The sequence below is a fragment of the Bacillus sp. FSL K6-3176 genome (assembly GCF_038003325.1).
GTDB lineage: Bacteria > Bacillota > Bacilli > Bacillales > Bacillaceae > Bacillus > Bacillus altitudinis.
In genome coordinates this window covers 1551150-1577859 of record NZ_JBBOOX010000001.1, presented here as the reverse complement: position 1 = coordinate 1577859, position 26710 = coordinate 1551150, and the positions used below count along the sequence as shown (strand labels likewise).

Here is a 26710-nt window from a genome sequence, read left to right as displayed (position 1 = left end):
CATGTATAACCAATTACATAAATGGTAATTTAAAGCCGCCTTTTTTCTTTCCTTTGGACATGTTGGTCATTTGCTTCATCATCTTTTTCATTTCGTCAAATTGTTTTAAAAGGCGATTGACTTCCTGTACAGATGTTCCGCTTCCTTTTGCAATCCGTTTTCTGCGGCTTGCATTGATGACCTCTGGCTGTTCTTTTTCTTCGGTCGTCATTGATTTAATGATCGCTTCGATGTGATTGAGCTGCTTTTCGTCTACTTGGACGTTTTTGAGCCCTTTCATTTTACCGGCTCCCGGCATCATTTGGATCAGTTCATCAAGTGGACCCATGTTGCGAACCTGCCCAAGCTGCTCGAGGAAATCATCGAGCGTGAAGCTCATTGTCCGCATTTTTTGTTCAAGTTCTTTCGCTTTATCTTGGTCAACGTTTGCTTGTGCTTTTTCAATAAGCGTGAGCACATCTCCCATGCCAAGAATTCTCGATGCCATCCGCTCTGGATGGAATGGTTCAATTGCATCAAGCTTTTCACCTAGTGCGGCGAATTTAATCGGCGTATTTGTGACTGCACGAATTGAAAGTGCTGCCCCGCCTCGTGTATCACCGTCTAGTTTTGTCAGAACGACACCTGTTAAACCAAGCTGTTCATTAAAGCTTTTTGCGACATTGACAGCATCTTGACCAGTCATCGAGTCAACAACGAGGAAAATCTCTTCTGGATTTGCGACTTCTTTTACTTTCTGAAGTTCATCCATTAAGTCTTCATCAATATGAAGACGTCCTGCTGTATCTAAAATGACATAATCATGATGTTCTTCTTTCGCTTTTTCAATTGCCTGTTTGGCAATTTCGACGGGACTAACTTGATCACCTAATGAGAATACGGGCATATCAAGCTGTTTCCCAAGCGTTTGAAGCTGCTGGATCGCTGCTGGTCTGTAAATATCAGCGGCCACCATCATCGGCTTGCGATTATGTTTTTTGCGAAGTAAGTTGGCAAGCTTTCCAGTTGTGGTCGTTTTACCTGCCCCTTGAAGACCAACCATCATAATGACAGTTGGAGATTTTTTCGCTACAGCGATTTTACTCTCTTCCCCGCCCATTAATTCAGTGAGTTCTTCTTTTACAACTTTAATGACCTGTTGTCCTGGGGTAAGACTTTGCATGACCTCTTGTCCAACTGCCCGCTCGCTTACTTTTTTCACAAAGTCTTTGACTACTTTAAAATTGACGTCAGCTTCAAGAAGGGCAAGGCGTACCTCGCGCATCATTTCTTTTACATCTTGCTCTGACACTTTTCCTTTGCCGCGGATTTTTGAAATCGTCTGCTGCAGTCGGTCGGCTAATCCTTCAAATGCCATACTGTGCCGCCTCCTAATCTAATTTCTCAAGCGATTCAATTAAAGCTTCTGCTTCTTCCTTTTGCACGGAATCTGCTACAAGCTCTCTCATTTTTGTGAGAAGTTCTTTACGCTCTTTAAATTTCTTAAACAAGAGCAGCTTTTCTTCATATTGTTCAAGCATCGCTTCAGTCCGTTTAATATTATCATAAACAGCCTGTCTTGATACTTCATATTCATCCGCAATTTCACCGAGGGAAAAATCGTCTAGGTAGTAAAGCGACATGTAGCTCTTTTGTTTTGCGGTCAACAACGATTGATAGAAATCAAACAAGTAGTTCATTCTCGTTGTCTTTTCAAGCGTCATGGGCTCTCTCCCCTTTGTTAAGTTCATTCCCTTTACAACAACTAAGTTTACACGGTTCTGATCTACGTGTCAAGTTTTTATCTTGTCACTTCCTGCGGCGATATTTAAATAAAAAAGCCGGCAGTTTTGCCGGCATCCCCAGATTGTTGACAAAGGGCTAAAATGAACTTGATTTTAGCCCTTTGTCTTCTTTTCAGCGTGATAGAAAACCTTTGAAGTCTAGGAAGGACGAGTACTGGCGCGGAGCGAATTTGACATTCGTGAGCACCAGAGCGCAGGACTGACAAAGAATGCGAGGGTTTGTCTACACGCTGAATGCCGGCAGTTTTGTCGGCATCTTGATTAGTCTTCTTGATCAATCATGTCTGAGAATAATCCGTACACATACGATTCAGCATCGAACTCTTGCAGATCGTCTACTTTTTCACCTAGTCCGACAAGTTTTACAGGGATGTTGAGCTCATTGCGAATGGCAAGAACAATCCCGCCTTTTGCAGTACCGTCAAGCTTTGTTAAAGCAATACCTGTCACGTTTGTTGCTTTAGAAAATTCCTTCGCTTGCGCCATCGCATTTTGACCTGTTGTCGCATCAAGGGCAAGCAGTACTTCGTGCGGCGCATCGGGCACTTCGCGTTCAATGACTCTCTTGACCTTCTCTAGCTCTTTCATCAAGTTGACTTTGTTTTGCAGTCTGCCTGCTGTATCACAGATCAAGACATCTGCTTTTTTGGCTTTAGCTGATTGAACGGCATCATAGATGACCGCTGCCGGGTCAGAGCCTGCTGTTTGTTTAACGACAGGAACACCAGAGCGCTCGCCCCACACTTCAAGCTGTTCAATCGCCCCCGCACGGAACGTATCACCTGCTGCTAAAATGACGGATTTCCCTTCATTTTTTAGCTTGTTTGCCAGCTTACCAATGGTGGTGGTTTTACCGACACCGTTCACGCCTACAAATAAAATAATATTTAAACGGCCGTCTTCAATGTTCAGTTCAGAAATTTGTTCCTCACCGCTATTGTAAATCTCCACGAGTTTTTCAGAGATGACTGCTTGTACTTCACTTGGGTCTTGAATGTTTCTTAATTTCACTTCTTTTTTCAGCTCATCAATCAGTTCCATCACAGTCGTGAAACCGACATCCGCACCGATTAACACTTCTTCTAGTTCTTCAAAAAAGTCTTCATCCACTTTACGATAGCGAGAAATGAGTTCATTTACTTTTCCCTGAAACGAATTTCTCGTTTTTTCAAGTCCATCTTTAAACTTTTCTGATACTGAATCGGTTTGCTGCGTAAATTTTTCTTTTAATTTCTTAAAAAAGCTCATGGGTTCAAAAACCTCCTTTAATTACTGGACAAGCTCTTTCGTTTCCTCTAGTTTGACAGATACTAGTTTTGAGACACCCGACTCCTGCATCGTGACACCGTACAGAACATCTGCTTCTTCCATGGTTCCTTTTCGGTGTGTAATCACAATGAACTGTGTTTCTTGGCTATATTTCTTTAAATACTGGGCAAAGCGGAACACATTCGCTTCATCAAGTGCCGCTTCTACCTCATCTAGCACACAGAATGGAACTGGTCTCACTTTTAAGATCGAGAATAATAAGGCGATGGCTGTTAATGCTCTTTCTCCGCCTGAAAGCAGGCTTAGATTTTGCAGCTTTTTCCCCGGCGGCTGCGCCACAATATCGACGCCTGAGTTTAGTAAATCGTTTGGATCTGTCAACTTAAGGTCTGCTCTTCCTCCGCCAAATAATGCTTGGAAAACAGATTCAAAATGCCCGCGGATTTGAGAGAATGTCTCAGAGAAACGTTTCGTCATCTCCTGATCCATTTCTTCAATGACTTGGAATAACGTATTTTTCGCTTCTGTCAGATCATTGCGCTGTTCTGTTAAGAAGAGATAACGTTCATTCACACGTTCATACTCGTCAATGCTGCCTAAGTTCACTGTTCCAAGCTCTTCAATGGCTAGTTTGATCAATTTCACGCGTTTTCTTGCTTCATCCGGCGATAGCGTCAGATGATACATTTCTTTTGCTCCTTCAAACGAAAGGGCATACTCTTCGTTTAAATAGGCGATGAGGTTATCAAGTTCAACTTCCATGCGGCCAAGCTTGATTTCTTCATCTTTTAAGCTTGTCGTGAGCTGTTTATACAGGCGTTTTTGTTCTTTCAGTTCACGTTCTGCGAATTCTAATGTTTCAGAAAGAGCCAGGCGCTGTTTGCGTCGCTCTGAGATAAGCGCTGTCGTTTTGTTTTTATGTTCCAGTTTCTCTTTTGCCGCTTCTTCCAGTTGTTCGGCGCCGCTTGAGCTGGATGACATTTCACTTGTTAAGAGGGACAAATCTTCTTTTGTTTCCGTCAGCGTCTTTTCAGCCTCTTCTAATTCAGCCGTTAAGCTCGATAGTTTTTCTTGTTCATTCGCTAAAGACTGCTCTTTTTTGGCAAGCGAGATTTTCAGCTCTGTTAATTCGGAAGAAATGGTTTCTTTCGTTGAGCTTTGGGTCTGCTTCCGTTTTGTTAACGTGTTGATCTCTTCGTCAAGAGAGGTCAGTTTCTCACCTATAGATGTTTCAAGGGCTGCCTGCTCTTTGTCCTTGCTCGCAAGTTCGCTAGAGCGCTGCTGCAACTCTTCTTTTTCTTGATCATAGAGCTCTAGATGAGCGTTAATATTTTTTTCCGCTACTTGCAGTTCATATAAGGTCCCTTTTAACTCTTGCTGCTTTTCTCGAAGAATTTCGCCGCGCTGACGCAGTTCATTTAATTGGACTTCGCTTGCGGCAATCGATTGCTTCGTTTCTTTTGTTTCTTTTTCAAGGATCGTTGTTTTTTCTTCCATTTCAACGAGCTGCTTTGTTAATGTTTCAATCTCTCGGGTTCTGGAGAGGAGGGAATTGTTCTTTTTCTTTACGCCGCCCCCAGTCATTGAACCGCCTGGGTTCACCACGTCCCCATCAAGGGTCACGATGCGATAACGATGTCCAAGCATTTTCGCCAGCTCATTGGCACCTTTTAAGTCTTGAACAATCAGGACCGTTCCAAGCAAATTCTGTATGACTTTTTCATACTTTTCGTCAAAGGAAACGAGCTGACTCGCTACGCCGATAAATGCGTCATGCTGCTCAGCTGTTTGAATATCTCTAAACTGAATGGTTCGTTCTTTGATGACGTTCATCGGCAGGAAGGTCGCACGCCCAAAGGAATGCTGCTTTAAGTATCCAATGGCCTGTCTGGCAGCCGCTTCATTTTCAGTAACGACATGCTGCGTGGCTGCGCCAAGTGCAATTTCAATCGCTGTTTCATGTTGCTGCTCTGTTTGAATCAGCTCTGCAATCGCCCCGTGAATACCGCCTAACCGGTCCTTTGCCTTTAAAACCTCTTTTACTCCTTGGAAAAAACCTGAGAAGTCTTCCTGCATCGATTCAAGCATTTCTTTTTTAGATTTTGCCTGCTGTACATATTGATAGGCTTGGTAAAGAGCCGTTTCTTTTTTCTCGTATTGACGCTTCATCTGCTCTAGCTTTTGTTCCGCTTCTCTAAAGCGTTTCACCTGAGCCAAAATGTCTTCTTCTCGTTCTGAAAGTTGCTGCTCGGCTTCTGTTTTCTTTTCCTTCACAGACACCCGTTCTTCGATATGTTTCTGATTATTTTGCGTTAACCGCTCTAGCTGCAAGGCTGCTTGGCGCTGTTGCTCTTCTAGTAATTTACGTTCGTTTCGGATAGAAGCTTGCTCGTTTAATAGGTCAAAATAATCGCTTTTCAGCTGTTCAATTTGCCCTTCCACATCTTCACTATGAAGAGACAGCTGATGTTGTTTTGTTTTCACTTCATCTTTTAGCTGCTGCACTTCTGTTTGCAGGCTGTCACGTGTGACTTTCTGCTGTTCAATCTTTTCCGTTAACAACGACTGTTTTTCGGTTAAACGCACGAGCGTGTCTTCTAGCTGCCCTTGGTTAGCGGCCGCATTTTTTTTCCGTTCTTTTAGAACTTCTTTTTTCCCTTCAAGCTTTTCTAGTTCTTCACTTGTGAAAAGGAGGACTTCTTGGAGGTCATGAATCGAATCGTCAAGCGCCTGAATACGGTCTCTCGATTCTTCGATTTTGGCTTCCTTCGCTTGAATGTCTGTGGACTGCTTCATTTCATCTTGTTTGAACCGCTCGACAGCTTCACCAAGTGTTGTCCATTTTTTGTGCAGTGCTTCAATATCATGGACGGTGAGAGCAATTTCTACATTTTCAAGTTCTTCTTTCTTTTGCAGATAGTCTTTTGCGATAGATGCCTGCATTCTTAGTGGTTCTACTTGATCTTCTAGTTCATGCAGAATATCTTCCACCCGGTTTAAGTTGTCCTGCGTTTCAAACAGTTTATTCTCGGCTTTTTTCTTTCTTGTTTTATATTTCAGGACACCAGCTGCTTCTTCAAAGATGCTACGTCTTTCTTCAGCTTTACTCGATAGAATCTCTTCTACCTTACCTTGACTGATGATCGAAAAAGCTTCTTTTCCAAGACCTGAATCCATGAAAAGATCAATAATATCCTTTAAGCGGACAGATTGATTGTTAATGAGAAATTCACTTTCTCCAGAACGATAGACTCTTCTTGTCACACTGACTTCGTGAAAATCGATCGGCAAAAAGTGATCTTCGTTATCGAGCGTTAATGTCACTTCTGCTAAGTTGACTCGTTTTCTTGAGTCACTTCCTGCAAAAATGATGTCTTCCATTTTTCCTCCGCGGAGGCTTTTTGCTGATTGCTCTCCAAGTACCCAGCGGATCGCATCAGTAATATTACTTTTGCCGCTTCCGTTTGGTCCAACAACAGCTGTAACCCCTTTGACAAAGTCTACAGTCACCCGCTGTGCGAAAGATTTGAATCCTATCACGTCTAAACGTTTGAGGAACATGAGAGTGATCCTCCTTATGTATTTAAAGTACTATTATCTTACCATATGAACTGAAAAAAGATGATGGAAAACAGAGTGAAATCCCCCTGAATCACGAGGGGGATTTTATTGGTTCATATGATGTTTCTGTAATTTAGCAAGTGCTTCCTGTGCAGCATGCTGTTCCGCTTCTTTTTTTGAACGGCCATTTCCAATCCCGAGCACTTCTCCTCTAAGGGATACATTGGCTTCAAATTCCCGGTTATGTGCTGGGCCTTTTTCATGCAGGATTCGGTATTCAAGTACACCTTTTCCATCTCGCTGAACAAATTCTTGAAGCTGGCTTTTAAAGTCCATGACATGTGAGAATGCCCCGTCATTAATTTTCGGGTATACATAGGCTTCTAGGAATCGTTCAACAGGCTCAAGTCCTTGATCTAAATAAAGCGCTCCGATAAACGCCTCAAATACGTCTGCTAAGAGTGCTGGGCGTTTTCTGCCGCCTGTCATTTCTTCCCCTTTTCCTAAAAGAACAAGGTCTCCAAAGGACAGCTCATGTGCTAATGACACAAGTGATGGCTCACATACGATCGCCGCTCTCAGTTTTGTTAAATCTCCCTCGCTCATGGCTGGGTACTTTGCAAATAAGAACTGTGAGATCGTCAACTCTAAAACAGCGTCCCCTAAAAATTCAAGTCTTTCATTATCCTCATAAGGTTTTTTACGATGCTCATTCACATAAGAGGAATGTGTAAAGGCTTGATAGAGTAGTTTTTCATTTTTAAAGTGTACAGAAATGCGCTGCTGAAATTCTCTGAATTGCTCTAGTTTTTTGCTCTGTTTCTGTTTGTCTTTATAGTGTTTTGGCATAGCAACCTCCAGGTAGGCGTTATCGCCTTTAAGGATACTGATTATATGGAGTCTCTCTTTCTACATGCAAGGAAACCGTGCTCCTTAGCATCTGAAAAAGGCTGACAATTGATCAGCTGAATATGTTGAAACTAACATAAATTTTCAAAGTCCCGCCATGAAAATAGACGGGACTTTGTTACGCTTATTGCTGGCTATTTATGTAGTTCACAGCGTCACCGACTGTTGCAATTTTTTCAGCATCTTCGTCAGAAATTTCCATATCGAACTCATCTTCAAGTTCCATAACTAGCTCAACTACATCAAGGGAATCAGCGCCTAAATCTTCTTTAAATGAAGCCTCCATTTTCACGTCAGCCTCATCAACGCCAAGGCGGTCTACAATAATTTTTGATACACGCTCTAATACGTCTGCCATTGCCTTTCACCTCCCCTCAAAGTATTATAGTTGATTCGTTTTTAAAAAACTAGAGAAAACGTAACGAAATTTTGATATTTCTTAGGACATAACCATTCCGCCATCCACTTGGATGGTTTGGCCTGTAATATAACCTGCTCCTTCTGAAGCTAAAAAGACAACAACGTTGCTTATATCTTCAGGCGCACCAAAGCGTGCGAGCGGGATTTGCTTAAGCATTTCTGTTTGAACATTCTCATCAAGCTTGTCAGTCATATCAGTAGAAATAAAGCCTGGTGCTACGGCATTGACTGTAATATGACGGCTTGCCAGCTCTTTCGCTGTTGTTTTCGTTAAACCGATCACACCAGCTTTTGCTGCAACGTAGTTTGCTTGTCCAGGGTTTCCGCAAACGCCGACAACAGATGCTACATTGATGATTCTTCCGCTGCGCTGTTTCATCATTTGACGTGTCACAGCTTTTGTACAGTTGAAGACACCTTTTAAGTTTATGTTAATGACATCATCCCATTCATTTTCTTTCATTCTCATGAGCAGGTTGTCCTTTGTAATTCCAGCATTATTCACAAGAATGTCGATTGAACCAAATGTATCAACGGCTTGTTTCATTAATGCCTGTACATCTTCTGCATTTGACACATCCGCTTTGACAGCAAAAGCCTGCTGGCCAAGTGCTTTGATCTCATCGACGACTTCATTTGCTTTTGCTTCGTTGCCTGAATAGTTCACCACAACATTGGCACCTTTTTTCGCCAAATCGATCGCAATCGAACGGCCAATACCGCGAGATGCACCTGTGACAACGGCTGTTTTATTTGTAAGCATCAAGAATCCCCCTTGAGTGTTTGAATTGCTGCTTCAATTGTTTCTTGATCTGATACGGAAATGGTCGTCAGGCGGCGATTGACTTTTTTCACAAGACCTGAGAGCACTTTACCAGGACCAATTTCAATAAATGTTGTCACGCCTAAGTCAATCAGGCGTTCTACACTTTCTTCAAATCGAACAGGAGAATACAATTGTTCAATCAGCTTCGTTTCAATTTCATTACGTGATGTCACGATGTCTGCTGTTACGTTTGAAATCACTGGCGTCGCGGCATCAGAAATGTCTAATTTAGATAATACATCTGTGAATTTTTCAGCTGCTGGTTTCATTAATGCAGAATGGAAAGGTCCACTCACTTCAAGTGGAATTGCACGTTTTGCGCCCTTTTCTTTCGCTTTCTCTGATGCAAGTTCCACACCTTTTGCTGTACCAGAGATGACGATTTGGCCCGGACAGTTTAAGTTCGCAAGTTCTACAAGATGACCGCTTTCTGTCACTTCTTTTGTCACTTCTACAAGCGCCGCTTGGTCTAAGCCAAGAATCGCCGCCATTGCGCCTTCTCCTGCTGGAACGGCTTCATTCATTAATTCGCCACGCTTTCTCACTGCGAAAACGGCATCTTTAAACGAAAGAGCTCCCGCTGCAACAAGGGCTGTATATTCACCCAGACTGTGCCCTGCTGCATAATCTGCTTTGATTCCGCTCTCTTCAAATTTCTTTAAGATCGCGATGCTTGTCGTTAAAAGAGCTGGCTGTGCATTATATGTCAGCGTCAGTTCTTTTGCATCTCCTTCAAAAATCATTGAAGATAAATCAAAATCAAGGGTCTGATCTGCTTCTTCAAACACAGCTTTAGATGCTGCTTCTTGGTCAAATAAATCTTTTCCCATGCCAATTTTTTGAGAGCCTTGGCCTGGGAATAAAAAAGCAATTTTACTCATGTTGCTCTACCTCCATTACGACTCATTCGTGTCTTCTTTTTGAACTTCTTGATGAATGATGGCTGAAACGTCTTTTTTAACGATATCGCGCGCCTGACGAATGGCATGAAAAATCGCATTTTCATCAGAGGAACCATGCGCTTTAATAACGGGTGCTTTTAAACCAAATAATGCGGCACCACCATATTCGGAGTAATCCATTTTAGATTTCATCTGCATTAATTTTGGCTTCATCATACCTGCTGCTATTTTAGCTGTGAAGCTGGATGTTAAGGTTTCTTTCAGCATTTTAAAAACAGAAAGGGCTGTGCCTTCGATCGTTTTAAGAGCGATGTTCCCCGTGAAACCATCTGTGACAACGACATCAGCTACACCTTCTAATAAGTCACGCGATTCTACATTTCCTACGAAATTCAAATCTGATGCTTTTAATAATTCAAAGGTTTTTTTCGTTAAATCGTTGCCTTTTTTATCTTCTGTCCCGACATTTAAAAGTCCAACGCGTGGATTGCTCTTCGGGAAGACATGCTCTGCGTAAATAGATCCCATCATGGCATATTGCACAAGATGCTCTGGCTTTGCATCAACGTTTGCACCGACATCCAATAATAAGAACCCGCTACCATCAAGTGTTGGCAACGTCGGAGCAAGTGCTGGTCTGTCAATGCCATCAATTCTGCCTACGATAAACAGGCCTGCTGTCATGAGTGCCCCAGTATTTCCAGCTGAAATACAGGCATCTGCTCTTCCTTCTGAAACTTCCTGCGCCATTTTCACCATAGAAGAATCCTTTTTACGTCTCACTGCACGCACTGGTTCATCCGTTGGTTCAATGACTTCTTTTGCATCTAAGATCGTGATGCGTTCATGATTTGTTATGTATGATTTGATCTTGCTTTCATCGCCGACAAGTGTAATCTCGATATCTGAAAATGCTTCTAAGCTTTTTTGCACACCGTCAATAATGGCTTTAGGGGCATGATCTCCCCCCATTGCATCGACTGCAATTCTCATGTTATGTGCCACCTTTTACTTTTGTTTTGAGCGATACATGACGAAATCGCCTGAGAAGACAACTTCCTCACCTACATAGCTGTTTACTTCAACTACGGTTCTGCCTTTTTCTTTATCATGTGAGGCAACTTTGGCTTTTGAGACGACTCTTTCGCCTTGTTTGACCTGCCTTGTAAACTTAATATTTGCTTTTGCTGTCAAAGCCAGTTCATCGTCGATGACGGCTACTGCCAGCGAATTTGCCTGGGCAAAAAGATGATGTCCCCTGGCAATTTGGTTACGGCTGAATACATGCTCTTTTCTCACTTCAAAAATGGAAATCGCTTGATCATCAAGCTCTACATCAATCATTTCTCCAATGACTTCATCCAGCGGAAGAGACTTCACTTCATCCTCTAATGTCTTTTCGGCCACGTGCTTAATTCTTTCGCGTAATTCAGGGATTGACAGCTCCAAACGGTCAAGACGAACTGTTTGAATGCTTACACCGAATTTACTTGCCAATTCTTCATCAGTAATGAACGGAGTCGAGCTGATCGTTTGCTGGAGAAGCTTTTGTCGTTCTTTTTTATTTAGTTTCATATGCAGACACCATCCGTACATTTATGACTAGGTACTAATAGTAGTATATAATCTCATAGATGATAAATCAATCCTTGTTTCAAAAAGACAAGAAAATTCCTCCAGCACTTGATCAGCTCAATTTATCTCCGCCAAGCACACCGCTGTCTACGAGTGTTTGCCTAAGTTCTTTGTATTCAGGGTCTGTCCAAAAGGCTTCAGACTGCACGAGCTCTGCCGCATCTTTTCTAGCGGTTTCAAGCGCTCTATAGTCATGAACCATATCTGCCACTTTAAATTCAGGCATTCCGCTTTGTTTCTTGCCAAAGAAGTCGCCAGGGCCTCTTAATTCTAAGTCCTTTTCAGACAGTTCAAAGCCATCCGTTGTTTCAGACATGATCCGCATGCGCTCTTTACCGGTCTCTGATTTAGGGTCCGCCATTAAAATACAAAAAGATTGATGCTCTCCGCGTCCGACCCGGCCTCTTAACTGATGAAGCTGTGACAGTCCAAAGCGGTCCGCATCATAAATGACCATGATGGTCGCATTTGGCACGTTGACGCCAACTTCAACAACTGTCGTTGACACAAGGATTTGTACTTCATTGGAAGTGAAATCTCTCATCACTTGATCTTTTTCATCACTTGCGAGTTTCCCATGCATTAAGCCGATCGACCATTTTCCGCGATACGCCTCTGTCAGCATGCTGTGAACATCTATCGCATTTTGGACATCCAGTTTGTCTGATTCTTCTATAAGTGGACAAATAATATACGCTTGTCTGCCTTTTCTCAGCTCTTTATCAACAAAAGCAAGAATCCGCTCAAGCATGTCATGCTTCACCCAATACGTTTCAATCTGCTTTCGGCCGGCTGGCAGCTCATCAATGACTGAGACGTCCATTTCTCCAAATACTGTGATGGCAAGCGTTCTTGGAATCGGCGTTGCGGTCATAAACAAAACATCTGGGTCCTGCCCTTTGCTTCGCAGCTTTTTCCGTTGTTCCACGCCGAACCTGTGCTGTTCATCTGTAATAACAAGACCAAGCTGCTGAAATTCCACTTCGTCCTGGATAAGGGCATGCGTGCCGACTAAAATATCAATATCTCCCTCTTTCAGACGTTCAAGCAGTTCTCTGCGGCGCTTTCCTTTCACTGAACTCGTCAAAAGAGCAATATTTAGCCCCCATTTTTCAAATAGCTGATACAGTGAATCGGCATGCTGTTCTGCCAAGATTTCAGTTGGCACCATCAGCGCACCTTGAAAGCCGGATAAATGAGCGGCATAAAGGGCAATTGCTGCAACAGCTGTTTTCCCCGATCCAACATCCCCTTGAAGAAGCCGGTTCATCCGGTACGGGGATTCCATATCTGACATAATTTCATCCAGCACTCTTGATTGTGCTTTTGTCAGCGGGAACGGCAGGCTATGAACAAACTCAAAGACCGCCTCTTTTGAGAACGGATGCTGGATGCCTGATGTTTTTTCTCGTTCTTTTTTTCTGATCGCCTGCATCTTCAGCTGAAAGATGAGAAATTCCTCGTACACGAAGCGTCGTCTTGCTTGCTTGAGCGAGTCTCTCGTTTCAGGGAGATGAATGGTTTTTAGTGCTTCTTGATAAGACATGAGTTTATAAGCAGCTACAAGCTGCTTTGGCAGTGGATCATCTGCATGGTCTACATAGAGTGACAACGCTTGTTTTACAAATCGTCTCATCATCTTCACGGTTACATTTTCTTTGACCGAATAAACAGGTTCTATACTGCCATCTTGTTCGTGTGTTCCTTTTTTAAATTCCTGCACCATAATGGATTGCCGGTTTTTATCCCACTTCCCTGTGACGGATACCGTATCGCCTAAAACAAGACTTCGTTTTAAATAAGGGCGATTGAAGCATATGGCTGTAATCAAAAAACGACCGACAAGCAGCCTGAATGTCAGCCTGCTTCGTTTTTTTCCATAATAGGTGAGAACGGGCTCACTGTGCACTTTTCCTTCAACTGTGACACGTTCGTCATGTCTGACTTCTTCTAAATTGCGAAGCTCATAGTCGTCATATCGATAAGGAAAGTAGCCGAGTAAATCGGCTACTGTGTAGATTCCAAGTTCATTTAGTGTTTTTTCTGTTTCTTCTCCAATCCCTTTGAGGGCAGAGATCTTATCTTGCAATTTCTGTATCACGAGATGAGGTCACACCTCCGAAAATCTTCTTTTCAAGCTCCCTTGCTGTCGGTGTTGCAGCAAGTCCGCCTTGTGCAGTCTCACGAAGAGCTGTTGGCATCGTTTGACCAATTTTGTACATCGCATCAATGACTTCATCACAAGGGATACGGCTTGTAATGCCGGCAAGTGCCATATCTGCTGCAATCATCGCATTAGAAGCGCCCATTGCGTTTCGTTTCACACATGGCACTTCCACAAGTCCTGCGACTGGATCGCAAACAAGACCCAGCATATTTTTTAAGGTGATGGCCATGGCTTCAGCGGATTGCTGCGGCGTACCGCCTGCCATTTCTACAATGGCTGCTGCTGCCATACCTGATGCAGATCCTACTTCTGCCTGACAGCCGCCTGCTGCACCAGAGATACTTGCGTTATTGGCGACAACAAAACCAAATGCACCAGATGTAAATAGGAACCTGACCATTTGTTCCTTTGTTGGCTTTAATGTTTCTTTCACCGCAAAGAGCGTTCCTGGCACAACACCTGCTGAGCCAGCAGTAGGCGTTGCACAGATCGTTCCCATTGCTGCATTCACTTCATTTGTTGCCACTGCCTTACTCACGGCATCTAAAATGGTATGACCAGACAATGTTTTGCCTGATGCGATATATGCTTGAAGTTTCACAGCATCCCCGCCTGTTAAACCAGATAATGATTTCACACCTTTCAGTCCGTTTTCAACGGCCTGTTCCATCACTTCTAGGTTGCGGTACATCTGCGAGAAAATGTCTTCACGTGACTTCCCTGTCACTTCCATTTCTTGAGTAATCATAATTTCTGAAATGGAGGTATTCCGTTCTTCTGTTAGCTGCACGAGTTCTTTGACGTTTTTAAACATCATACATAACCTCCTTGTTGTTACTCTGCAATTTGTGTGACTTGAATAATGTTTGGCAGCGTCTCAAGCTCTGTTAAAACCGCTGGATCAATATTCTGATCCACTTCAATCGTCATGAGTGCTTCTTGCCCGACCTCTTTACGTGCCACTTCCATATGACCAATGTTGATGGCGAATTTCGCTAACACATTGGCAACTGCTGCAATCGTCCCGTAGCGGTCGTTATGAACCACAAGAATGGCCGGATGATTCCCTGAGAGTCTCAGTTCAAAGCCATTTAATTCTGTGATTTCAATTTTACCTCCGCCAATGGAAATCCCGATTAATTCAAGGCTTCCATTCGCATCTGAAATTTCTACTTTTGCTGTATTTGGATGCGCTGGCACCGCATCTTCTTCTTTAAACTCAATGTCGATTTCTTTGCTTTTTGCAATATCAATCGCTGTTTTAATTCGTTCATCAAATGTATCAAAATCAAGAACACCGCCGATAATGGCTACATCTGTCCCGTGTCCTTTATACGTATCTTTAAAAGAGCCATAAAACGACACAGTAATTCGTTTCGGTTCCCTTCCGAACAAGCTGCGAGCCACTCTTCCAATACGAGCCGCACCCGCCGTGTGCGAACTTGATGGACCAATCATGACGGGTCCAATAATATCAAACACACTTCTAAATTTCATAGGTCTTCCCCTCTCATCACCAATCACAGATTGGTTTGTTACTCCCTTTAGACTAATGGATTCATTCGATTCCCGCAACTCATTTCACCGATGAACACATAGTAAAAAAATGCAAAAGAAGAAGAAGGGCTTCATGTGCCCTTCTTTCTTTATTCAACAGCCAAAATATATGAATAAAGCGGCTGTTTTCCATCGTGGACTTCAACTTCTACATCTTCAAATGTGTCTTCAATATATGCTTCTAAAGCTTCCATCTCATCAGATGATGCATCTTCCCCTTTGATGATTGTGACAATCTCATCATCTTCTGTCACCATTTGGGTCAAAAGCTCTTTTGCTGCATCTAATTGATTTTTAGCTGTTAAGGTGATTTTTCCATTGTATAGGCCCATATAGTCGCCTTTGGCAATGTCGATCCCATCAATTTGGGTATCTCTCACTGCAAAGGTAATTTGGCCGCTTTTCACATGATCAATCGCTTCTAACATCGCTGCTTCATTGTCTTCATTTGAAGCTGCTTCATTGAGAGAAAGAAGTGCCGACATTCCTTGAGGAACGGTCTTTGTCGGAATAACAACGACCTCACGACTTGAGACAGTTGCCGCCTGTTTAGCTGCCATGACAATATTAGAATTATTAGGTAAGATAAAGACGGTTTCGGCATGAATGCTATCAATTGCTTTGACAATGTCTTCTGTGCTCGGATTCATTGTCTGTCCGCCTTCAATGACGACGGATGCTCCGATACTTTTAAACAAGTCAGCAATCCCTTCTCCCATTGCGACACTCACTACTCCAAAACGCTGTTTTTCAGCAGCTGTTGCTTTTGGTGCAGCAGGCGAGTGATCTTTTTCTTCATTGACGATCGAGCTATGCTGCTCTCTCATGTTTTCAATTTTCATATTAATCAAGCTGCCGTAGCGCTGTGCATATGATAAGACATCTCCCGGCTGCTCTGCATGAATATGAACTTTTGCAAGCGTATCATCAGATACCACAAGAAGTGAATCTCCGAATTCGCTTAATTCTTCTCTGAAGGCATTTTCGTCAAAGGACTGTTTGTCTTCTTCAAATTTCACCATAAATTCTGTACAGTAGCCAAATTCAATATCTTCTGTGTTCATATGACTTTGTGCACTTTTATGATGCTCTGCACTCACTAATTCTTTTAATGTTGGCAAAGAGGCCGTTTTAGGAGGAAGCTCTTCTCCTCTTAAGGAAGCAAGAAAACCTTCATATACACAAAGAAGCCCTTTACCGCCGCTATCTACAACGCCGACTTCTTTTAAAACAGGAAGGAGATCTGGCGTTCGGTCAAGTGATGCTCTTGCTTCCTCAATCGTTAATTCTAGCACACGATCGATTTGGTCTTCTGTTGCTGAAACAGCAACCGCTTTCTTTGCTGCGTCTTTTGCAACCGTTAAGATGGTTCCTTCAATCGGTTTCATGACGGCTTTATATGCTGTATCAACACCGGCCTGCAAGGCAAGCGCAAATTCTTTTGCGTCAATTGTTTCTTTTTGTTCTATATTTTTGCTGAAACCTCTGAAGAGCTGAGACAGGATCACACCTGAGTTTCCTCTTGCCCCCATTAACAGCCCTTTCGACAGAGCCACCCCGACCTTACCAATGTGATCGGTATTTGTTTCTTCAACTGCTTTTGCCCCTGAAGTCATTGACAAATTCATATTTGTCCCCGTGTCTCCGTCTGGCACTGGAAAAACATTTAACGCATCAACAATTTGTGCGTTTTGAGAAAGATGGTGAGCACCTGCAAGAATCATTTTTGCAAATGAGCGGCCACCCAGATTTCTAATAGACAATATATTTCCTCCTTACTACGGGTTCGTAACTTTTACTCCTTGTACATAAATGTTGACTGAGTCAACTGAAAGTCCAATCGTGTGATGAATCGTATATTTGACTTTCGTTTGAACATTATGTGCGACTTCTGATATTTTTGTACCGTAGCTGACGATGATGTACATATCAATATGAATGCGATCTTCTTTTTGACGCACAAGAACACCCCGGCTGAAGTTCTCTTTGCGGAGAATATCCGTCAAGCCGTCCTTTATTTGATTTTTGGACGCCATGCCAACAATACCATAGCAATCGATCGCAGCGCCTCCTGCCACCATTGCAATGACTTCATTTGATATATCAATTTGTCCGTATTTCGTTCTAAGTTCAATGGACACATTGGTTCCCCCTTTTTGAGAAATTGCCCTGAGTTATCACTATTTTACTATAAGACCCTTCTTTTTAAAAGAAATCATTCAATCCGACCCAATCCTACTTATACTATAGCCTTGATTTTTTATCAAGATGTCAAGGTATTTTTCTTGAAAGAGGAGTAAACAATCCTTGCAAACCCCTTGAAGCTGTGGTAAATTATTAAAGTATCTTGAGGCATCTCTAAGTACGTATATGAAGAATATGATGATGTTTTCGCAGTTAGGAGGGAAACAAATGGCACGTAAATGCGTTATTACAGGCAGAAAAACAAAAGCTGGGAACAACCGTTCTCACGCAATGAACTCTACAAAACGTACATGGGGCGCGAACCTTCAAAAAGTTCGTATTCTAGTGGACGGTAAGCCTAAAAGAGTATATGTATCAGCTCGAGCTTTGAAATCTGGTAAAGTTGAGCGTGTATAAGCAAGAGTAAACGCCTGCTACATTTAACTGTAGCAGGCGTTTTTATGTGGAAATAAAGGAGAATACTCATTAATCTTTCTTAAATGAACCAAGCATCGCACGGACAATGCCGCCAAGAAATCTAGGCAGTTTGATTGTATAAAATTTCATTTTGTCCCCCTCCTAAAAGTACCGCTTGCAGCACAATTGAGCTTAATCAGCCATCCACATTGATAGGTTGGTCAATCTTTGCTTCTTACCATTATTAATATGCCTTCATGAAAAGAAAAAGTACCATTTGAGTGGATGAGTTCGTTACTAATACATAGTGTGGAACCAGGCTCAATATGACAATTTTTCAGAGGATATTTGAAACCTTTTAATGTCAGCTTTTCAACCGATGTACCGAAGGGCAAAAACGACACATATTTTTTATCCGGGTCTTGTTTGATTTCGTATGTACCAGGTCCAAACATTTGAATGATATTTTGTTTGTCTACAAGGGTCATGCTCTGTTTGTGCTGAATGCCTTTATAAAGGAGATGGATATTCCCAAGAAAATGATCTGCTCTTCCGCCTGTGATACCGTAAATTTGAATATGTGCTGGATTCTGACGCAAAGACCAGTTCAGCGCAAGTTCTAAATCCGTTTCATCTTTCTCTGCCTGAAATAGATTGAGTGCAGGCAATTTCTTTTTCAGTTCATGAAGCTCCTCTTCTGTCACACTATCAAAATCACCAAATGCTCTGTCAGGTACAATGCCATGCTCTAGTAAGAAAAGGCTTCCCCGATCTACGCCGACCCAGAGAATGTCCTCCTCAGATGCTTCATGATCAAGCGGCGGGATGTACGCAAAAGGACCGCCGGCTACGATACGTATGTGCATGATTACGCTCCTCTCCATTGAAAAAGAACCAAAGATCACAATGACTTTGGTTCTTTTTCTTATGCTTCTCGAATGGCCTGAATGGCCGCCGCGCGGTCGTCTTTCCCATATACCGCTGAGCCGGCAACCAGTAGATTAGCGCCTGCTTCTTTGCAGCTCTTTGCTGTCTCTACATTGACACCGCCATCTATTTCAATGAGTAAATCGGTTAAGCCCTTTTGTTCACTAAGTGTCTTTACTTCTTTTACCTTTGAGAGAACAGAAGGAATAAACGCCTGTCCGCCAAAACCAGGGTTCACCGTCATGAATAAGACTAGGTCAACATCCTCTAATACATGCGCGATTTGAGAAACGGGTGTGTGCGGGTTCAAAACGACCCCTGCTTTGACACCTTGTTCTTTTATATGCTGAATCGTGCGATGTAAGTGTGGACACGCCTCGACATGAACAGAAATAATATCAGCGCCCGCTTTTGCAAATGCAGGGATATACTGGTCTGGCTGCTCAATCATTAAGTGAACATCGAGCGGCAGCTTTGTATGCGGCCTGATCGCCTCCACTACATTTGGTCCAAATGTCATATTCGGTACAAAATGACCGTCCATCACATCAATATGAATATAATCCGCACCACCTTGTTCCACATCACGGATATCTTTCGCAAGATTGGCAAAATCGGCTGATAAAATGGATGGGGCAATATAAACCATGATTTAGTACCTCGGCTTTCTGTCTTTAATTTCAGTTAAAAACTCTAAATAATGCTGATAGCGATACTCTCTGATGCGATCGTGTTCTACTGCCTCTTTTACCGCACATCCAGGTTCTTTTACGTGCAAACAGCCTCTAAATTTACATTCTGCACTCTTCTCTCTGATTTCTAAGAAATAGAGCCCTAAATCTTCCGCTTCGATGCCTGTAAATTCAAGTGAGCTGAATCCTGGTGTATCAGCAATGAGCCCTTCAGCCGTTCGAATGAGTTCCACATGTCTTGTTGTATGTTTCCCCCTGCCAAGATGGGAGGAAATATCATTTGTTTTCAGTGCTAAATCAGGACTCATCGCATTTAAGAGAGAAGACTTCCCTACACCTGATTGACCTGCAAATACAGTAATCTTGTGATGGAAATGCGGGGTCAGTTTTTCAATTCCATCCCCTTCGATCGTCGATGTTAAATGAACGTCGTATCCAATTTGGCGATAGTCTTCTGCATAGGCTTGAATCGTTTCTCGCTCTTGGTCTGTTTTCAGCAAGTCCATTTTTGTGATGCAGATAATCGGTTCAATCTGGCTCTCTTCAACAAGCACTAGGAATCTGTCTAAAAGCGATGTACTAAAGGTCGGCTCTGCTGCTGAGAAAACGAGCACAGCTTGATCAACGTTGCTAATAGGCGGCCGAATCAGCTCATTTGTCCGCTCTTTTACTTCCAGCAAATAGCCTTCCTTATCGTTATCTGCTTGATAGACGACATAATCTCCAACAAGAGGGGTTATTTTGTTTTTACGAAAAATCCCTCTCGCTCTACACTGAATTACTTTGCCACTTTCTAGAGACTCATCTAGCACATAATAAAATCCGCTTAATGCTTTAATAATTTTGCCCTCAGGCATAAAGTCCCTCCTTTATTCATCATCAGGGTATTCAATCGTTTTGGAGCTCACTACTTTATCATCCACTGTCACCTGATAGTATCCTTTTTGACCAGGTTCTATCTTAAATTTAATCGTTCGCTCAGTGGGCGCAGTGATTTTAAAGTTTTCATATAAATCAGAAATGCTATGTTCTGCGTCATCAATAGATATTTGAACATTCATTTCTTGTCCTTCTGTTTCTGGTTCATACGGGATCGCAATCTTTTCAGTCACCGTTTTGGCCGGTTTCTCTTTTGGTCCAAGAGAGAACGTAATTTTAACCGTATCACCAGGTTTAACAGCTGTCCCCGCTCCCGGTTCCTGCTTCATGACCTCACCTTTCGGCACATCGTCAGAATATGCTTCTTTTTCATCTAGCTTTAGTCCATTATCCTCTAGATAATTTGATGCGGCCTGTTTACTATACGTCGTTAAATCCCGTAAGGTAATATCGGCAGGGCCTATACTGACGGTCAATGTGACTTCTTCATCTGCTGCGACAAGTTCTGTATTCGCGGAAGGTTTCTGTTCCATGACAATACCTGATTCTATGTCATTATCATTCACTTCCTCTACAACAACCTGTTTAAACCCTTTTTTCTCTAATAGTTCTTTTGCTTTCTCGACCTTTTCACCTGTTACATCAGGTAATTCGGTTTTTTCTTTACCTGTACTTTGATAAAGCTGAATTTCTGTCCCTTCTTTTACCTTAGTTCCGATTTTCGGGTCTGTTTTGACAACCAGCCCTTTTTCAATCTTCTCGTCGGCAATATCAATGGGTTCAGAAGCGACGGTAAATCCGGCTTTCTTCAAGGTGTCTTCCGCTTTTTCAACAGTCATGCCAGAAACATCGGTCACCTCTACATCCTTTGGAAAGAGTAATCCTGGGAATACCGTGATCGCTAAAATGGTCGCAGCCGTCAAAACAAATAAGATCGACGCTACAATCCACGGCCATTTTTTCCGTTTTTTCTTCGGCTTTTGCTTCTCTTTTTTCTTTGGTTTTTGAACCGGGTGGACGGCTGTTTTTTCATTGTCTTGATCGACTTGATGATCTTTTATAATAGGAATGGCTTTTGTTGCTTCATGATCTTCTTCAATGACAAAGCGCTTTTCTTTTAGTCTTGCAGGGTCAAAAGCCGTTTTTAAGTCTTTTTGCATTTCAGATGCATCTTCGTATCGATAGAATGGATCTTTGGCCATCGCTTTTAAAATGATGTTCTCCACGCTTTGTGGTACAGAAGGATTCCATCTTCTCACAGATGGCGGCTCTGATTGCAAATGCTTCAGTGCGACACTGACAGCGGATTCTCCTTCAAATGGCATGCGTCCTGAAATCAGCTCATAAAGAACAATACCAAGTGAATAAATGTCTGACTTTTTCGTTGCAAGACCGCCGCGCGCTTGCTCTGGGGACAAATAATGCACGGAGCCAAGAACAGAATTCGTATGGGTAATGGTCGCTGAGCTAAGTGCCATGGCAATGCCAAAATCAGTGACTTTGATATTCCCTAAGTTGTCTATTAATATATTGTGAGGCTTAATATCTCTATGGACGAGCTGTTTCGCATGGGCTTCTTCCATCGCCGCAACGACTTGCTCCATGATGCGAACGGCTTCTTTTGGATGAAGTGGTCCATTGGCGTGTATGTATTCCTTCAGCGTCATCCCCTCGACATATTCCATGACAATATAATAAATGTCATCTTCTTCCCCTACATCGTAGATACTGACAATATTCGGATGATCTAAGCTGGCTGCTGATTGCGCTTCTCGCCGGAACCGTCTAATAAAATCATCATCGCTTGCAAAGTCAAACCGTAAAATTTTAATCGCCACTTCGCGATCTAAAATCATATCCTCCGCCAAATAAACGTTGGCCATTCCGCCTCCGCCTATGGCGCGAAGAATTTGATAACGGCCGCTGATCCTTTTTCCGATCAACACTTGCTGTCACCCTCCTCTGTTTGGGAGGAGATTTCTAACAGTACTGCTGTAATGTTATCTTCACCGCCGTTGTCATTCGCTGTTTGAACTAACTCTGTTACTTTTTCATCTGGTGCGGTTGTTTGCGATAAAATCTGAATCAAATGCTCTTCTTCTACTTTATTCGATAACCCGTCTGAGCAAAGCAAAATTTGATCTCCTGGATCCACTTCAAAAGTTCGTGCATCAATTTGAACGTGTTTATCCGTTCCTAACGCTTTGGTCAGCACATTTTTTCTTGGATGATATTCTGCATCCGCTTTTGAAATCTCTCCTGTTTTCACTAACTCATTCACTAGTGAGTGATCATCTGTTAATTGGGTCAGTGCTCCTTCTCTTAGCAAGTAGCAGCGGCTGTCACCAATATGGGCAATTGTGACCGTTTGCAAATGAACGAGCGCACAAACGATGGTCGTCCCCATTCCTTGGCACTCCTCATTGTTTTTCGCATGTTCGTATACTTGGTCATTAATTTCACTAATTTTTGAGATTAACCAATTCTCTTGATCGGCTGGTTTATTTGGAATTGAAGATGTTTCCTGCCAGTATTCTTTTAAAGAAGAAACTGCCATCTTGCTGGCTACATCACCAGCAAGATGACCTCCCATTCCATCTGCTACAACAGCTAGAAGTGTGTCTTCTTTTGCTTCAAAAATACCTGCATCATCTTCATTATGCTGACGGACTTTTCCTGTATCGGTTTGAAAGGCTGCCCTTATCAACATTCGTCACCTCGTCTCTTCCTGACGCTCCTTCGCTCTTAGCTGACCGCAAGCAGCATCAATATCATGGCCTTGCTCTCGTCTAATCGTTACGTTTACGCCTCGTTCTTTCAGCGTTTTTTCAAATAGGAAGATTTGTTCTCTTGGTGTTCTCACGTAATCTCTTTCTGGTACATAGTTCACCGGGATGAGGTTTACATGGCATTTGATTCCTTTTAATAAATCAGCAAGTTCTTCTGCGTGATGGACTTGATCATTGACTCCGCCAAACAGACCGTATTCAAAGCTCACGCGTCTGCCTGTTTTTTGAATGTAGTATTCAATAGCTTCCATTAATTTTGGCAGCTTGTATGCCTTGTTGATTGGCATGAGGCGGCTTCGAATGTCAGTATTTGGTGCGTGCAGGGAGACAGCAAAGTTGATTTGCATTTGCTCATCAGCAAATTGATAAATCTTTGGAATGATCCCGCTCGTCGAAACGGTAATATGACGTGCTCCAATATTTAAGCCGTTATCATGGTTAATGATTTTAAGGAATGCAAGCATCTCATCAAAGTTATCAAACGGTTCGCCAATTCCCATGATGACAACTGAGCTGACGCGTTCATCTGTTTCATCAAGCGCCTGTTGTACTTTCAATACTTGGGCCACAATTTCTCCCGCCTCAAGGTTACGTTTCAAACCGCCAAGTGTAGATGCACAGAATGTACAACCAATCCGGCAGCCAACCTGTGTTGTGACGCAGACAGAGTTGCCGTATTCGTGGCGCATCAGCACGGTTTCAATGGTATAGCCATCGTGTAATTCAAATAAGAACTTGATCGTTCCATCTTGAGATGTTTGTTTGATCACTGTTTTTAAAGTCGTGATGGCGAATTGATCTTTTAATTTTTCTCTTAATTCCTTTGAAAGGTTAGACATTTCATCAAAGGATGTGACGCGTTTTTCATAAAGCCACTCGAAAATTTGTGTTGCACGGAAAGGCTTTTCGCCTTGTTCCTTTAACCATTCTTTGATTTCGTTTAGCTCAAATGAGTAGATCGACGGCATATCTGTTTTCAGTTCTTTTCTTACTTTTTGTTTTTGTTCTGTCATTTTTTATCCCTTCTTTCTCATGCTGCAAATAAAGAAACCATCTGTTCCGAAATAATGAGGAAGAATTTGTACACTTCCGTTTTGAACAAACGGAGCAACCTGCTCAGGCAGCCGTTCATTAAGAGATAGATCGGGTTCGAAGTCTTGGTGTTCTTGTAAAAACGCATGAATCACTTGTTGATTTTCTGTTGGATCCATTGTACATGTACTGTATACAAGGGTTCCGCCTGGCTTTAGCAGCTGGGCTGCTTCATGCAAGATCGATTGCTGAATTGTCGCAAGTCTTGCTGAGTCTTCCGAGGACTTTGTATATTTCATATCTGGTTTTCGTCTGATGACGCCAAAACCTGAACATGGTGCATCAATGAGAATACGGTCAAACGAAGCATCATCATAATGGTCGGATGCTTTTCTTGCATCAAGCGCTTTTGCATCAATATGCGTTAAGTTCAGACGCTTTGCTGCCTGTTTAATCAGTTTTACTTTGTGCTCATGTAAATCAAGAGACACAATGTTCCCCTCATCGTTCATTCGCTCTGCGATATGTGTTGATTTACCACCAGGAGCGGCACAGGCATCAAGCACCATTTCTCCCGGCTGAGGGTCCAGCGCTCTTGCGACAAGCATGGAGCTTTCATCTTGGATCGTGACAAAGCCCTCTTGAAAGAAAGGAGTGGATACGATAGATCCTTTCATGAGTTTGAGTGCATCCTCAGATAAGTCGCCGAGCTCTGTTTCAATTCCTGCATCCATGAGTTCTTGCTGCAGTGCAGTGCGGTCTTTTTTCATTCGATTGACACGCAATGTCTGCTTTGGCGGGACTAAATGAATACGGCACATGCTTTCTGCTGCTTCAAAACCGTACGCCTCCACCCATTCTTGTACGAGCCACAATGGATGGCTTGTCTCTATTGAAAGCCTTTTTACCGGATCTTTAATCGCATCAAATGCTGGCACGCCTTCTCTTTGCACGGAACGCAAAACGCCGTTGACTAGTGAAGAAATGCCTTTATGTCCGCGCTTTTTCGTTAGTTCCACTGCTTCATGGATGGCTGCACGATCTGGAATTTTTTCAAGATAAACCATCTGATAAAGAGACATACGCAAAAGCTGCATGACCCATGGAGCCACCTTTTGCGGTTTTTTCACAAAGGGTGTGAGCATATAATCAAGTGCTAGCTTGTTTTGCAGTGTACCGTATACAAGTTCTGTTAATAGCGGTTTGTCTTGATCGGAGAGTTCTTTCTCTTTCATCACTGACTGCAAAAGCAAGTTACTGTAGGCTTGATTTTGTTCGAGTTTGATTAAAGCGTCCAGCGCTACTTCTCTCACATTACTTTTCTTCATTGATTAACCCTAATTTCTGTCCAATTTCGATATTTGCGCCTCTTAAGAAGTCTTCACCGCTCATTTTTTTCTTTCCAGCGGGCTGTACACTCGTTAATAAAAGGCCTTGCTGATTTCCTGTTCCAACGACTGGTCCTTCTTTTTGAAGCTCAATCACTTTCCCAGGTTCTTCTGGTGCTTGAAGCGGCACTTTTTTCGCTTCCCATACTTTTAAGTTGGCGCCGTTCCATTCAGTATAGGCAACTGGCCATGGATTTAAGCCGCGAACTTGGTTGTAAAGCTCTTCTCCTGGTTTTGTCCAGTCTAACCTTTCCTGCTCACGCTTAATATTTGGTGCATACGTTGCTGCCTCTTCATTTTGCGGAATTGGCGAGATAGACCTGCTTAACACATTTGGAACGGTGTCTTTTAATAAGGCCGCACCAGCCACACTTAATTTATCGTGCAGTGTTCCGACGTTGTCTAATTCATCAATTTCTACTTCTACTTTGCTAATCATGTCACCTGCATCAAGCTTTTCCACCATATACATGATCGTCACGCCTGTTTTCTTTTTGCCTTGCAGGATCGCATAATGGATCGGTGCACCGCCTCTTAGTTCTGGCAGCAGTGAGGCATGAACGTTGATACAGCCAAATTCAGGTTCATCAAGTAATCTTTTTGGCAAGATTTGTCCGAATGCTGCTGTTACGATTAAATCTGGCTTTAACGCAAGCACTTTATCAATTTCTTCATCAAGACGTACCTTTTCAGGCTGTAAAACTGGAATGCCGTGTTTTAAGGCTTCTACTTTTACAGGAGGCGGCGTGAGCACTCGTTTTCTGCCTTTCGGGCGATCTGGCTGTGTGACGACCCCTACCACTTCGTATCCTTCTGTTATAAGTGTTTGCAGCACAGGTACTGAGAAATCAGGGGTTCCCATAAATACGATACGTGCCATTTTCTTCACCCTTCCATTTCCGCAAGTTCTTTTTCTGTATAGGTTTGAATGATCTTCGACGTGAATAATACGCCGTCTAAGTGATCAATTTCATGCAATAAAGCTCTTGCTAAAAATCCTTCTGCTTCTATTGTAAATGGTTTGCCTTTCTTATCAAAGGCTTTCACCTTCACATAATTTGGTCTTTCAACCGTTCCGTACAAAGATGGAAAGCTCAGGCAGCCTTCAATGTCTGTCTGGCTCCCTTCCACTTCAAGAATCTCAGGATTTACCAAGTCAATCCTCCCAGAATCTTCTCCGATATCGACCACGGCAATTCTTTTTGAGATGCCAATTTGCGGTGCGGCTAGGCCGACTCCATCTAGTTCAAGCATTGTATCATACATATCATCCAGCAGTTTTTTCAGTTTTTTATCGAATGTATCAACAAGCTCTGTTTGTTGTTCAAGCACGTCTGCAGGATGTAAGACTATCGGTTTGATTGCCACGAAA

Annotated in this window: 26 protein-coding genes; 1 reads left to right on the top strand and 25 read right to left on the bottom strand. The window is 42.7% G+C overall.

The genetic code is table 11. The features are described from left to right. Positions 1 to 13 precede the first annotated feature (13 nt). The 15 genes from ffh to MHB38_RS08095 form a co-directional block, all read right to left on the bottom strand. Positions 14 to 1357, bottom strand: coding sequence for a signal recognition particle protein (gene ffh / locus MHB38_RS08165; RefSeq protein ID WP_008344842.1), 1344 nt, complete (start codon positions 1355 to 1357; stop codon positions 14 to 16). A 13-nt stretch (positions 1358 to 1370) separates the two neighbouring features. Continuing rightward, positions 1371 to 1703, bottom strand: a complete 333-nt coding sequence (locus MHB38_RS08160; protein ID WP_017367235.1) for a putative DNA-binding protein — start codon at positions 1701 to 1703, stop codon at positions 1371 to 1373. Positions 1704 to 2045: 342 nt separating this feature from the next. Continuing rightward, positions 2046 to 3032, bottom strand: coding sequence for a signal recognition particle-docking protein FtsY (gene ftsY, locus MHB38_RS08155; RefSeq protein WP_017359097.1), 987 nt, complete (start codon positions 3030 to 3032; stop codon positions 2046 to 2048). 21 nt (positions 3033 to 3053) lie between these two features. Next, positions 3054 to 6614, bottom strand: coding sequence for a chromosome segregation protein SMC (gene smc, locus MHB38_RS08150; protein ID WP_341003056.1), 3561 nt, complete (start codon positions 6612 to 6614; stop codon positions 3054 to 3056). Between the two features lie 105 nt (positions 6615 to 6719). Beyond that, positions 6720 to 7463: a ribonuclease III gene (gene rnc, locus MHB38_RS08145; RefSeq protein ID WP_017367233.1), complete on the bottom strand. Its 744-nt coding sequence runs from the start codon at positions 7461 to 7463 to the stop codon at positions 6720 to 6722. 184 nt (positions 7464 to 7647) lie between these two features. Next, complete coding sequence (gene acpP / locus MHB38_RS08140) at positions 7648 to 7881, bottom strand: acyl carrier protein (protein ID WP_003212028.1); 234 nt, start codon at positions 7879 to 7881, stop codon at positions 7648 to 7650. Positions 7882 to 7962: 81 nt separating this feature from the next. Further along, complete coding sequence (fabG, locus tag MHB38_RS08135) at positions 7963 to 8706, bottom strand: 3-oxoacyl-[acyl-carrier-protein] reductase (protein WP_156060482.1); 744 nt, start codon at positions 8704 to 8706, stop codon at positions 7963 to 7965. Next, positions 8706 to 9650: an ACP S-malonyltransferase gene (fabD, locus tag MHB38_RS08130; RefSeq protein ID WP_136944387.1), complete on the bottom strand. Its 945-nt coding sequence runs from the start codon at positions 9648 to 9650 to the stop codon at positions 8706 to 8708. The genes fabG and fabD overlap by 1 nt, the downstream gene beginning before the upstream one ends. A gap of 15 nt (positions 9651 to 9665) precedes the next feature. Beyond that, positions 9666 to 10664 (bottom strand): phosphate acyltransferase PlsX, encoded by a 999-nt coding sequence (plsX, locus tag MHB38_RS08125; RefSeq protein WP_017359101.1) that lies wholly within the window; start codon positions 10662 to 10664, stop codon positions 9666 to 9668. A 15-nt stretch (positions 10665 to 10679) separates the two neighbouring features. Beyond that, entirely contained in the window at positions 10680 to 11246 is a 567-nt protein-coding gene (fapR, locus tag MHB38_RS08120; protein WP_017359102.1) for a transcription factor FapR, read from the bottom strand. A gap of 112 nt (positions 11247 to 11358) precedes the next feature. Beyond that, on the bottom strand, positions 11359 to 13407 hold the full coding sequence (gene recG, locus MHB38_RS08115; protein WP_249670185.1) for an ATP-dependent DNA helicase RecG: 2049 nt from the start codon (positions 13405 to 13407) through the stop codon (positions 11359 to 11361). Beyond that, entirely contained in the window at positions 13385 to 14287 is a 903-nt protein-coding gene (gene sdaAA / locus MHB38_RS08110) for an L-serine ammonia-lyase, iron-sulfur-dependent, subunit alpha (protein ID WP_024720342.1), read from the bottom strand. The genes recG and sdaAA overlap by 23 nt, the downstream gene beginning before the upstream one ends. Before the next feature lie 20 nt (positions 14288 to 14307). Continuing rightward, positions 14308 to 14970 (bottom strand): L-serine ammonia-lyase, iron-sulfur-dependent subunit beta, encoded by a 663-nt coding sequence (gene sdaAB / locus MHB38_RS08105; RefSeq protein ID WP_017367229.1) that lies wholly within the window; start codon positions 14968 to 14970, stop codon positions 14308 to 14310. Positions 14971 to 15119: 149 nt separating this feature from the next. Beyond that, entirely contained in the window at positions 15120 to 16793 is a 1674-nt protein-coding gene (locus tag MHB38_RS08100; protein WP_025207321.1) for a DAK2 domain-containing protein, read from the bottom strand. Positions 16794 to 16808: 15 nt separating this feature from the next. Beyond that, a complete protein-coding gene (locus tag MHB38_RS08095) occupies positions 16809 to 17171 on the bottom strand; it encodes an Asp23/Gls24 family envelope stress response protein (RefSeq protein ID WP_008344871.1) in 363 nt (120 codons plus the stop codon). 271 nt (positions 17172 to 17442) lie between these two features. Here MHB38_RS08095 and rpmB point away from each other — a divergent pair, with 271 nt between their 5' ends. Then, positions 17443 to 17631, top strand: a complete 189-nt coding sequence (rpmB, locus tag MHB38_RS08090; protein ID WP_003212514.1) for a 50S ribosomal protein L28 — start codon at positions 17443 to 17445, stop codon at positions 17629 to 17631. Positions 17632 to 17700: 69 nt separating this feature from the next. Here rpmB and spoVM read toward each other — a convergent pair whose 3' ends face one another. From spoVM to def, 10 genes are all read right to left on the bottom strand, one after another. Continuing rightward, complete coding sequence (gene spoVM / locus MHB38_RS08085) at positions 17701 to 17781, bottom strand: stage V sporulation protein SpoVM (protein ID WP_008354550.1); 81 nt, start codon at positions 17779 to 17781, stop codon at positions 17701 to 17703. A 71-nt stretch (positions 17782 to 17852) separates the two neighbouring features. Further along, positions 17853 to 18497, bottom strand: coding sequence for a thiamine diphosphokinase (locus tag MHB38_RS08080; protein ID WP_341003047.1), 645 nt, complete (start codon positions 18495 to 18497; stop codon positions 17853 to 17855). A 59-nt stretch (positions 18498 to 18556) separates the two neighbouring features. After that, on the bottom strand, positions 18557 to 19207 hold the full coding sequence (gene rpe, locus MHB38_RS08075) for a ribulose-phosphate 3-epimerase (protein WP_007499663.1): 651 nt from the start codon (positions 19205 to 19207) through the stop codon (positions 18557 to 18559). A gap of 3 nt (positions 19208 to 19210) precedes the next feature. Continuing rightward, positions 19211 to 20107, bottom strand: coding sequence for a ribosome small subunit-dependent GTPase A (rsgA, locus tag MHB38_RS08070; RefSeq protein WP_019743292.1), 897 nt, complete (start codon positions 20105 to 20107; stop codon positions 19211 to 19213). 12 nt (positions 20108 to 20119) lie between these two features. Beyond that, positions 20120 to 22075 (bottom strand): Stk1 family PASTA domain-containing Ser/Thr kinase, encoded by a 1956-nt coding sequence (gene pknB / locus MHB38_RS08065; RefSeq protein ID WP_277687765.1) that lies wholly within the window; start codon positions 22073 to 22075, stop codon positions 20120 to 20122. After that, on the bottom strand, positions 22069 to 22839 hold the full coding sequence (locus MHB38_RS08060; protein ID WP_017367223.1) for a Stp1/IreP family PP2C-type Ser/Thr phosphatase: 771 nt from the start codon (positions 22837 to 22839) through the stop codon (positions 22069 to 22071). Before MHB38_RS08060 ends, pknB begins: the two co-directional genes overlap by 7 nt. Before the next feature lie 3 nt (positions 22840 to 22842). Further along, positions 22843 to 23931, bottom strand: a complete 1089-nt coding sequence (gene rlmN, locus MHB38_RS08055; protein WP_017367222.1) for a 23S rRNA (adenine(2503)-C(2))-methyltransferase RlmN — start codon at positions 23929 to 23931, stop codon at positions 22843 to 22845. Between the two features lie 3 nt (positions 23932 to 23934). Further along, positions 23935 to 25278, bottom strand: coding sequence for a 16S rRNA (cytosine(967)-C(5))-methyltransferase RsmB (rsmB, locus tag MHB38_RS08050; protein WP_341003042.1), 1344 nt, complete (start codon positions 25276 to 25278; stop codon positions 23935 to 23937). Continuing rightward, entirely contained in the window at positions 25265 to 26218 is a 954-nt protein-coding gene (fmt, locus tag MHB38_RS08045) for a methionyl-tRNA formyltransferase (protein WP_017359336.1), read from the bottom strand. Before fmt ends, rsmB begins: the two co-directional genes overlap by 14 nt. Positions 26219 to 26223: 5 nt before the next feature. Further along, the gene (gene def / locus MHB38_RS08040) at positions 26224 to 26706 is read right to left on the bottom strand and encodes a peptide deformylase (protein WP_017359337.1); all 483 of its coding nucleotides are present in this window, start codon (positions 26704 to 26706) and stop codon (positions 26224 to 26226) included. Between the last annotated feature and the right edge of the window lie 4 nt (positions 26707 to 26710).